The sequence below is a fragment of the Streptomyces sp. NPDC039423 genome (assembly GCF_055598725.1).
Genome location: NZ_JBVKAH010000003.1, coordinates 632,887 through 642,298, shown reverse-complemented (window position 1 = coordinate 642,298; position 9,412 = coordinate 632,887). Strand labels below are relative to the sequence as shown.

General features: G+C 73.8%; 8 protein-coding genes. 4 read left to right on the top strand and 4 right to left on the bottom strand.

All coding sequences use genetic code 11. The annotated features are described in order from the left end of the window. Nucleotides 1-16: 16 nt before the first annotated feature. Complete coding sequence (locus ACZ7LK_RS13565) at nucleotides 17-262, bottom strand: hypothetical protein (RefSeq protein ID WP_392272718.1); 246 nt, start codon at nucleotides 260-262, stop codon at nucleotides 17-19. 265 nt (nucleotides 263-527) lie between these two features. Here ACZ7LK_RS13565 and ACZ7LK_RS13560 point away from each other — a divergent pair, with 265 nt between their 5' ends. Next, complete coding sequence (locus ACZ7LK_RS13560; RefSeq protein ID WP_392272719.1) at nucleotides 528-1,205, top strand: response regulator transcription factor; 678 nt, start codon at nucleotides 528-530, stop codon at nucleotides 1,203-1,205. 10 nt (nucleotides 1,206-1,215) lie between these two features. Next, the gene (locus ACZ7LK_RS13555) at nucleotides 1,216-2,610 is read left to right on the top strand and encodes a sensor histidine kinase (RefSeq protein ID WP_392272720.1); all 1,395 of its coding nucleotides are present in this window, start codon (nucleotides 1,216-1,218) and stop codon (nucleotides 2,608-2,610) included. A gap of 18 nt (nucleotides 2,611-2,628) precedes the next feature. Here ACZ7LK_RS13555 and ACZ7LK_RS13550 read toward each other — a convergent pair whose 3' ends face one another. From ACZ7LK_RS13550 to ACZ7LK_RS13540, 3 genes are all read right to left on the bottom strand, one after another. Continuing rightward, nucleotides 2,629-4,686 carry a phosphocholine-specific phospholipase C gene (locus tag ACZ7LK_RS13550; RefSeq protein ID WP_469461916.1) on the bottom strand — a complete coding sequence of 686 codons (2,058 nt, stop codon included), beginning with the start codon at nucleotides 4,684-4,686 and terminating at the stop codon, nucleotides 2,629-2,631. Between the two features lie 163 nt (nucleotides 4,687-4,849). After that, nucleotides 4,850-5,410: a quercetin 2,3-dioxygenase gene (locus ACZ7LK_RS13545; protein ID WP_392272722.1), complete on the bottom strand. Its 561-nt coding sequence runs from the start codon at nucleotides 5,408-5,410 to the stop codon at nucleotides 4,850-4,852. Between the two features lie 134 nt (nucleotides 5,411-5,544). Continuing rightward, nucleotides 5,545-5,991 (bottom strand): MarR family winged helix-turn-helix transcriptional regulator, encoded by a 447-nt coding sequence (locus ACZ7LK_RS13540; protein WP_392272723.1) that lies wholly within the window; start codon nucleotides 5,989-5,991, stop codon nucleotides 5,545-5,547. A 258-nt stretch (nucleotides 5,992-6,249) separates the two neighbouring features. On the opposite strand from ACZ7LK_RS13540, the gene ACZ7LK_RS13535 reads away from it, so the two are divergent. Together ACZ7LK_RS13535 and ACZ7LK_RS13530 are read left to right on the top strand one after the other, a co-directional pair. Continuing rightward, a complete protein-coding gene (locus ACZ7LK_RS13535; protein ID WP_392272724.1) occupies nucleotides 6,250-7,815 on the top strand; it encodes an SDR family oxidoreductase in 1,566 nt (521 codons plus the stop codon). Nucleotides 7,816-7,991: 176 nt separating this feature from the next. Next, nucleotides 7,992-9,365 carry a cryptochrome/photolyase family protein gene (locus tag ACZ7LK_RS13530; RefSeq protein ID WP_471140425.1) on the top strand — a complete coding sequence of 458 codons (1,374 nt, stop codon included), beginning with the start codon at nucleotides 7,992-7,994 and terminating at the stop codon, nucleotides 9,363-9,365. The last annotated feature ends 47 nt before the right edge of the window (nucleotides 9,366-9,412 follow it).

Here is a 9,412-nt window from a genome sequence, read left to right as displayed (position 1 = left end):
CCAGGTCGTGTCCCTCCTAGGAGCGGTGCGCTCCGGAGAGCGGCGTGTCGCGGGAGCTGGCGCACTGCGCCCGCTCGCCCGGCGGCCGTTCACCCGGCGCCCGTTCGCCCGCGCAGCCCTTGGTGTCCTGCCGGGGCGAGAGGTAGAAGCCCAGCAGCAGCCAGCCCGCCAGCAGGAGCAGCAGGAGGGCGGGAGTGAGCAGGAGCCAGCCCGGAGCCGATCGGCTGCTTCTGCTGCTGCGAGTGGGTAGTGGCCAAGGCACCGTGGCCTGCCTCCCGTGATGCGGACTGCGGATCATTGCCCACATTAAGCCGTAGCGGTACGGGAAGGTGCCGAGCGGTGAAAACGGACGTCACCGCCCCGCGCGCGCCTCCCCGCGCCGCACCTTCCGAGGCCCGTCCTCCCGCCTGCCGTCCGTCACGACCGGTATGCGCCTCACGGACGCACGGTCACGTCCGGCGATTTCTCATCTAAGATCCACGGAGGGGGCCGGGGGTAGCCTCCGGAAGAGGACTCGGTGGACGTTCGTGCGCATACTTCTGGTTGAGGACGACGAGCGCGTGGCTGACGCACTGTCGGAGATCCTCGGGCAGCACGGTCACGCCGTCACATGGGTGCCGACCGGCGCGCGTGCGGTGGACATGGCGGGGGCGACGGAGTTCGTCCTCCTGGACTTAAACCTTCCGGATCTCGACGGCTACGAGGTCTGCCGCCGGATCCGCGCCTTCTCGCCGGTCCCCATCATCGCGGTGACCGCGCGCTCGGAGGAACTCGACCGCGTCCTGCTGCTCAAGGCCGGAGCCGACGACTACGTGGTCAAGCCCTACGGCATCCGCGAACTCCTGGCCCGGATAGAGGCGGTCACCCGGCGCAGCGGACTCCGCCCGGCCGCCGAGGCCGCACCCCGGCCACTCCTCGACGTGGGCCCGCTGTCCGTCGACGTCCGGGCCCGCCAGGTGACCCTCGCCGGCCGCTCCCTGTCGCTGACCGCCAAGGAGTTCGACCTGCTCGCCATGCTGGCCGAGGAGAGCGGCGCCGTACGGACCCGGGACGCCATCATCGAGCGTGTGTGGGAGGACAACGGGTACGGCTCCAGTCGCACCCTGGACGTCCACGTCTCGGCCCTGCGCGCCAAGCTCGGGGACAAGCGGTGGATCGAGACCGTCCGCGGGGTGGGCTTCCGTCTCGTCGAGCCCGACCAGTGAGGCCGGTGGCGTGCAGATACGGCTGATGTTCACGTACCTGTCGCTCACCGCGCTGATCCTGCTCGTCCTGGGGGTGCCCCTGGCGCTCAGCTACTCCATGAACGAGTACCACCACCTCGAAATGGTGCGCCACCAGGCGGTGGAGGACTTCGCCAAGGACGCGGCGACCGTCCTCACCGGTGAGTCGCCGGACGACCTCGAGGACCGCATCCGGGCCTACGACCGCCGCTACGACACCGCCATCGTGGTCGTCGACCACAAGGGCCGGACCGTCCTGACGTCCCGGGCGCCCGCCGGCGAGGTGACCGGGGCACTGGGCCCGCGCCTGCCGAGGGCGGTGCGCGGGATCCCCACCGGGATCTCCAACGACCGCCGGACCACGCTGCGTCCCGACCCCGTGCTCTACGCCGAGCCCGCCTACCGGGGGGAGATGGTCGTCGGCGCGGTCGGTGCCGTCGTCTCCACGACCTCCCTGCGCGACGACATCGTCCACCGCCTGTTGCTCCTGCTGGCCGTGGGGGCGCTGGCGCTCACCGCCGTGGCGCTCGCGGGCATCCCGCTGAGCCGCTGGCTGCTCCGCCCGATCGAACGGCTCGACAGGACGGCCCAGGCCATCGCCGACGGCGCGTACGACATCCGGGCCCGCTGCACCCAGGGCCCGCCGGAGATCCGGCGCCTCTTCCAGGCGTTCGACCGGATGGCGGACCGGCTGATCACGCTGCTGAACGCCCAGCGGGCGTTCGCCGCCGACGCGTCCCACCAGATGCGCAACCCGCTGACCGCGCTGCGGCTGCGTGTGGAGGCGCTCGAACCGTGGATCAGGCCCGAGGGCGCCCGGCAGCTCGAACAGGCCGTCGCCGAGGCCGAGCGGCTGTCCGCCATCCTCGACCAGATGCTGCGCCTGGCGCGGGCGCAGGGCCCCGACCAGCCCAAGGAGCGGACCGACGTGGCGACGGTGGTGGCGGAACGGATCACGGCCTGGAGCGAGGCGGCTGCCCGCAAGGGAGTGGAACTGGTGGCCTCCGGGGACGGCCCCGCCGTCTGCGCGTCCGTCCCCGGGCACCTGGAGCAGATCCTCGACGTCCTGATCGACAACGCCCTCCACGTGTCCGAGGAGGGGCAGCGCGTTCTGGTCCGCTACGGCACCGGCGGCGGCTCCGTCCGGATCCGGGTCAGGGACGAGGGCCCCGGCATGACCCCGGACGAGTGCCGGCGCGCCCTCGACCGCTTCTGGCGCGGCAGCAACTCCGCCGACCGGGAGGGGTCCGGCCTCGGCCTGGCGATCGCCAACGCCCTGACCGAGGCCAACCGCGGCTCCCTGCGCCTGGTGCCGGCCGCGCCGCCGGCCCGGGGCGTGGACGCCCGGGTCACCCTGCCGCCGTGGAGCCGGCGGGAACCGGCCTGACGCGCCCGCCCCGCCCGGTCAGGTGGTGAGGATGCCCGGGTCGCTGATACCGGGGGCGCCGGTCTCCACATGGCCGGCGAACCGGCGTACGAAGTCGGCGGTGGCGGCGGTGACCGTCACGTCGTACCAGTGGCCGCCGGCGCCGAGGTCCACGGTGTGCCGCACGGTCGCCCCCCGGGGGACGGTGACGGTGTGCGCCCCGCCGCCGTAGGCGTTGGTCACGGTGAGACGGGCCTCGCCCGTGCCGGCGTGGGTGAACGTCAGGTCGAGGTTGCCGGTGGTGCCGTTGTGGCGGGCGGTGACCTCCGGGCCGGCCGCCTTCCCGGGGTTGCGGAAGCGGCGCAGGAAGCCGTTCGGCCCGTGGACGGTCAGGTCCGTGACCCCCTTGGAGTACCGCGTGTTCCACGTGTCCGTCAGGGACTTGCCCGCCTCGGTGGTGTAGGTCCAGGGGGCGTCGGTGCGGTTGGCGGACGTCACGTGGAAGTGCGCGCCGGCCGCCGGGCCGCCGCTGAAGGTGAGCCGGTAGGTGCCGGCGGCGGTGTCGGCGGCACCGTCGACGTACGGGGCGTAGGCCAGCGGACGGGTGGGCCGGCTGCCCGGCTCCTGGCGGGGCATGGTGCCGACGGCCGGGGCGGTCGGCCTGAAGTCGGGGTGGCGCTCGCGGTCCGGCGGGTAGTAGCCGGCGGTCGGCGGCAGCGCGGCCGGGGTCGTCCGTGTCCGCGCGAAGTCGAAGGCGGAGGTCAGATCACCGCACACGGCGCGCCGCCAGGGCGAGATGTTGGGCTCGCGCACCCCGAAGCGGCGCTCCATGAACCGGATGACCGAGGTGTGGTCGAAGGTCTCGGAGCAGCTGTACCCCCCGGTGCTCCAGGGCGAGACCACCAGCATCGGCACGCGCGGGCCCAGCCCGTACGGCCCGGCGACGAACCCGGTCCCGCCGGGGAACCGGTCGAGCGCGGTCGGCGTCGTCGACAGGCCCTCGGCGGGGCCGGACGGCGCGTACGGCGGTACGACGTGGTCGAAGAAGCCGTCGTTCTCGTCGTACGTGATGAACAGCGCGGTACGCGCCCACACGTCCGGGTTCGACGTCAGCGCGTCCAGCACCTGGGCGATGTACCAGGCGCCGTAGTTGGACGGCCAGTTGGAGTGCTCGGAGAACGCCTCCGGGGCGGCGATCCAGGACACCTGGGGCAGGCGTCCGGCCCCGACGTCGGCGCGCAGCCGGTCGAACAGGCCGTCGCCCGCCTTGGCGTCCGTCCCGGTGCGAGCCTTGTCGTACAGCGGGTCGCCGGGCCGGGCGTCGCGGTAGGAGGTGAAGTACAGCAGGGAGTTGTCGCCGTAGTTGCCGCGGTAGGCGTCCCCGATCCAGCCCCAGTGGCCGGTGGCGTCGAGACCGTCCCCGATGTCCTGGTAGACCTTCCAGGACACCCCGGCCGCCTCCAGGCGCTCGGGGTAGGTCGTCCAGCCGTAGCCGGCCTCGGCGTTGTCGAGCACCGGACCGCCGCCCGAGCCGTCGTTGCCGGTGTGCCCCGTCCACAGGTAGTAGCGGTTGGGGTCGGTGGAGCCGATGAAGGAGCAGTGGTACGCGTCGCAGACGGTGAACGCGTCGGCCAGGGCGTAGTGGAAGGGGATGTCGTCCCGCGTCAGGTACGCCATGGTGGTGGCCGTCTTCGCCGGCACCCACTGGTCGTACCTGCCCTTGTTGAACGCCTTCTGGCCGCCCGCCCAGTCGTGGTTGAGGCCCTGGAGGAACTCCATGCCGAGGTCGTCGCCGGCCGGCCGGAACGGCAGGGTGACCTTGCCGGCGGCATCGGCCTGGTGCCAGACGGACCTGCCGCCGGGCAGGGTGACGGGGCGCGGGTCGCCGAAGCCCCGGACGCCCCGCAGCGCTCCGAAGTAGTGATCGAAGGAACGGTTCTCCTGCATCAGGACGACGATGTGCTCCACGTCCTGGAGCGTGCCGGTGCCGCCCTGGGCGGGGATGGCGGCGGCCCGGGCGATGCTGTCCGACAGCATGGTGAGGGCGGCGGTGCCCCCGGCGAGTTGGAGGAAGCGGCGGCGGTTGAGATCTGCCATGGGTGCGTTGACCTCTGCGGGTGAGGGGGCGGCGGCGAGGGGCGCCCCAAGGACAACGTGCGTGGGGTACCGCACGGCGGACGCTCCATGACTGCCCGCCGTACGGCGGGCGAACGCCCCGTGCGGCACCCCTCCGAGCCGTGGCGACGCGCCGGCCGACCGGTCACTCGCCGGTGCGCCACCGGTGGTCGGGCAGGTGGCGCACGTCGAACTTCTCCTCCGCGGCGCGCCACTTCTCGGGACCGGGGAAGCGCGGCTGGTGGGGGAGGGTGACCTCCTCGGTGGGCGCGCCGAGGTTCTCGAAGAACCGCTCGAAGGTGGTTCCCGCGCCGGCGGCCACGCCGACGACCCGGCTGTGGTGGCGCTCGATGCGGTAGGCGTGCGGACAGTTCTTCGGCACGAAGCCGAAGTCGCCGCTGGTCAGCAGCTTTTCATGCTGCTCGCCCCGAAGGTCCTCGGCGAACAGGCGCACCGCGCCGTCGGTGACGTAGAACACCTCGTAGGTGTCCGCGTGGACGTGGGTGGGGATGAGGTCGCCCTTGGGGCCTTCGACGGTGAAGAAATTGAAACCGTTCTCGGTCTGCTCGCCGCCGGCGTAGACGGTGACCAGGTCGCCGATCAGGTGGGCGCGGTCGCCCATGCCCTTCTCGAGGAAATAGGGGACGCCCGGCTCGGTGGGAATGTGCGAGCGGGAGCGGTGCCGGGTGGCGAACTCCATGGTCATGGGAGACCTCCGAAAAAGGGGAAGAGATTGTCAGGCTACCTGACAGTCTCTTCCCCCTGAGGTCGGGGCAGGCCCCGGCCGGTGGGACGGCCACCCCCGCCCCTCGTGTGCGCCGTTCCGGCGGACGACCGCGGCTACCGGGGCACCTCGACAATCGGCGGCTCTCCCCGAGCCGCGCCCAGCCCCTCCCGCAACGCGGTGACCGTGGCGGCGCCGATCCGGTCGGCCAGGACGTCCTCGATGACGGCGATCGCGGCCAGGGCACGCCGATGCACCCGGCTGCCTTCGGCGGTGGGGCGGACCAGGCTGCTACGGCCGGAAGCCGGGTCGTGCACCTGCTCCAGCAGCCCCATGGCGACCAAGCTGCGCACGGCCTGGTGCGCGGTCTGCCGAGTGACCCCGATCCTGCGGGCCAGCTCGGAGATCGAAGTTCCCTCATCGGCGAGAACGGCGAACACCCCGGCCTGCGCCGCGGTCACCGATTGCTCGCCGGCGGCCCGCATGCTGGCCAGCAGCGCCTCTTCGAACCAGCGCTTGGCCTCGGCGAGCAGTTGGGGCAGGTTCGGTGCGGGCTCGCTCATGGCTCCTCTAAAGACAGGGGATTGCGAGCATAACCGCCGCTCGACGCCGCCCCTCGGCATCGCCGGGCCGGCCGGGCGGAGCGCGGATTCCGGCGGCCGGCGCGGGCCGCGCGCGGCGCGGAGCCGGCACCCGGGCCCGTGCATCCGGCCGGGCGTCCCGGGGGGAAGTCGTACGGGGCCACGACAGGCACCGAAGCGGCGTTGCGGTGATGATCGGCCGGAGGGGCACCATGCCGGACGACCGGGAAGGAGCGGACCGTGGAGACGGGACGGGTTGAGCACGGCGAGGGGCTGCACTGCCTGGTGACCGGTGCGACGGGCTACATCGGCGGACGGCTGGTACCGCCGCTGCTGGCCGCCGGACACCGGGTCCGCTGCCTGGCCCGTACCCCCGCCAAGCTCCGCGACCACCCCTGGGCGCACGACGTCGAGACCGTCCGGGGCGACGTCACCGACCCGGCGTCCGTCGCCGGGGCGATGCGCGGTGTCGACGTGGCCTACTACCTGGTGCACGCGCTCGGCACCGGGGCGGGCTTCGAGGAGACGGACCGCACGGCGGCGCGCGTCTTCGCCGAGCAGGCGCACGCGGCGGGCGTGCGCCGGATCGTGTACCTGGGCGGACTGACACCCGAGGGCGTGCCCGAACACGAGCTGTCCCCGCACCTGCGCTCCCGCGCCGAGGTCGGGCGGATCTTCCTCGACGGGCCCGTGCCCGCCGCCGTGCTGCGGGCCGCGGTGATCATCGGCTCGGGTTCGGCCTCCTTCGAGATGCTGCGCTACCTGACCGAGCGCCTCCCGGTGATGGTCACCCCGAGCTGGGTGCACACCCGCATCCAGCCCATCGGGGTACGGGACGTGCTGCGCTACCTCGTCGGCTCGGCCCGGATGCCCTCCGACGTGAACCGCGCCTTCGACGTCGGCGGGCCGGACATCATCACCTACCGGGACATGATGCTCCGCTACGCCGCCGTCGCCGGACTGCGCCACCGTCTGATCCTTCCCGTACCGCTGCTCACCCCCCGCCTGTCGAGCCACTGGATCGGCCTGGTGACGCCGGTTCCCGCGTCCATCGCCCGCCCGCTGACCGAGTCGCTGCGCCACGAGGTGGTCTGCCACGAGCACGACATCGCGCGGTACGTGCCCGACGGCCCCGGCCGGCCGCTGCCCTTCGACGAGGCGCTGAAGCTCGCGCTGACCAGGGTGCGGGACGCGAAGGTCGCCACCCGCTGGTCCTCGGCCTCGGTGCCCGGGGCGCCGAGCGACCCCCTGCCCACCGACCCCGACTGGGCGGGCGGCAGCCTCTACCAGGACGAGCGGCACCTCTCCGTGGACGCGTCCCGCGAGGCCCTGTGGAGGGTGGTTGAGGGCATCGGCGGGGACAACGGCTGGTACTCCTTCCCGCTGGCCTGGGCCGTCCGGGGCTGGCTGGACCGCTTCGTCGGCGGCGTCGGCCTGCGGCGCGGACGCCGGGACGCCGAGCGGCTGCGGGTGGGCGACTCGCTCGACTTCTGGCGGGTGGAGGAGATCGAGCCGGGGCGCCTGCTGCGGCTGCGCGCCGAGATGCGGCTGCCGGGCCTCGCCTGGCTGGAGATGTACGCCGAGACCGACGGAGACGGCCGCACCCGCTACCGCCAGCGGGCGCTGTTCCACCCGCGCGGCCTGTCCGGGCACCTGTACTGGTGGAGCGTGTCGCCCTTCCACGCCGTGGTCTTCGGGGGGATGGCCCGGAACATCACCCAGGCGGCGGCGAAGGGCATGGCGGCCCGCGCCGGCACCCGCCCCCCGGGACGGCGTGTCCGGAGGAGGCACACCGCCCGGAGGTGACGGGAGCCGCCCGGCACCCCGTACGGCCGCCGCCCCCGCCCCGCCCCGCACCCCGTACGGCCGCCGCCCCTGCCCCGCACCCCGCCTCCGCCCCGTGCGCCCCGGTGCTCTCCGTCCGCGGCCCGTTCGCCCGTTCACCCGTTCACCGTTCACCCCGTGCCCCCAGGAGTGGCGCCATGACCGTCGCGGTCGTCCTGTTCACCTCGGACCTGCGCCTGCACGACCACCCACCGCTGCGGGCGGCGCTGCGCGCCGCCGACGAGGTCGTGCCGCTCTTCGTGCTCGACCCCGGCATCCGTGCGGCGGGCTTCGACGCCCCCAACCGGCGGGCCTTCCTCGCCGACTGCCTCACCGACCTCGACGCCGGTCTGCGCCGGCGCGGCGGGCGGCTCGTGGTGCGCTCGGGACCCGTGGTGCGGGAGGTGACCGCCGTCGTCGCCGAGTGCGGGGCCACCGAGGTCCACCTCGCGGCCGGCGTCACCCGTTACGCCCACCGGAGGGAGGAGGCGCTCGCCAGGGAACTGGAGGCGCGGGGCGTCGCCCTCCACGTGCACGACGCGGTGATCACGGCCGTGGCCCCCGGTGTGCTGACCCCCGCGGGCTCGGACCACTTCGCCGTCTTCACCCCGTTCTTCCGCCGCTGGTCCCAGGCCGCCCTGCGGGACCCCTACGACCCGCCGCGTGCGGTCCGCGTCCCCGCAGCCGTACGGGGGGAGGACCCGCCGTCCCGCCACGACGTCACCGGCGTCTCGCCGGGCCTCGGGCCGGGCGGGGAGACCGCGGGCCGGGACCGGTTCGCCCGCTGGCCGCGCTCCGGGCTCGCCGCGTACGCCGACCGGCAGGACGACCTGGCCGGGGACGCCACCTCCCGCCTGTCGCCCTACCTCCACTTCGGCGCGCTGTCCCCCGTGGAGCTCGCGCGCCGGGCGTCGGCGCACGGGGGGCCGGGCGGCGAGGCCTTCCTACGGCAGCTCTGCTGGCGCGACTTCCACTACCAGGTCCTCGCCGCCCGTCCCGCCGCGTCCGTCCGTGACTACCGGACGCGCCAGGACCGCTGGCGCACCCCCGAGGAGGCGGCGGAGGAGATCACCGCGTGGCGGGATGGCCGCACCGGCTACCCCGTGGTCGACGCCGCCATGCGCCAGCTTCGCCACGAGGGCTGGATGCACAACCGCGCCCGCCTGCTCACGGCGAGCTTCCTCACCAAGACGCTGTACGTCGACTGGCGCATCGGCGCCCGGCACTTCCTGGACCTCCTGGTGGACGGCGACGTCGCCAACAACCAGCTCAACTGGCAGTGGATCGCCGGCACGGGCACCGACACCCGGCCGCACCGGGTGCTCAACCCCGTGATCCAGGGCAAGCGGTTCGACCCGGAAGGGGAGTACGTACGGCGCTGGGTGCCCGAACTGCGGTCCGTCGACCCGCGGCGCGTCCACGAGCCCTGGCGGCTGCCCGAGGCCGAGCGCGCCGCGCTGGACTACCCCCCGCCCCTGATCGACCTCGGCGCAGGCCTCGCGCGTTTCCGGCAGGCACGGGGCCGGTCCTGACGCCCCGCCGCCGCCCGCGGCGGTTGCACGGCCCCGGGCCGTCTCGG

What these genes read in the sequence shown, in the direction of transcription:
- ACZ7LK_RS13540 (WP_392272723.1), bottom strand. Translation starts at nt 5,991, where the DNA reads ATGAGCGAGCCCGCACCGAACCTGCCCCAACTGCTCGCCGAGGCCAAG.
- ACZ7LK_RS13545 (WP_392272722.1), bottom strand. Translation starts at nt 5,410, where the DNA reads ATGACCATGGAGTTCGCCACCCGGCACCGCTCCCGCTCGCACATTCCC.
- ACZ7LK_RS13550 (WP_469461916.1), bottom strand. Translation starts at nt 4,686, where the DNA reads ATGGCAGATCTCAACCGCCGCCGCTTCCTCCAACTCGCCGGGGGCACC.
- ACZ7LK_RS13530 (WP_471140425.1), top strand. Translation starts at nt 7,992, where the DNA reads ATGACCGTCGCGGTCGTCCTGTTCACCTCGGACCTGCGCCTGCACGAC.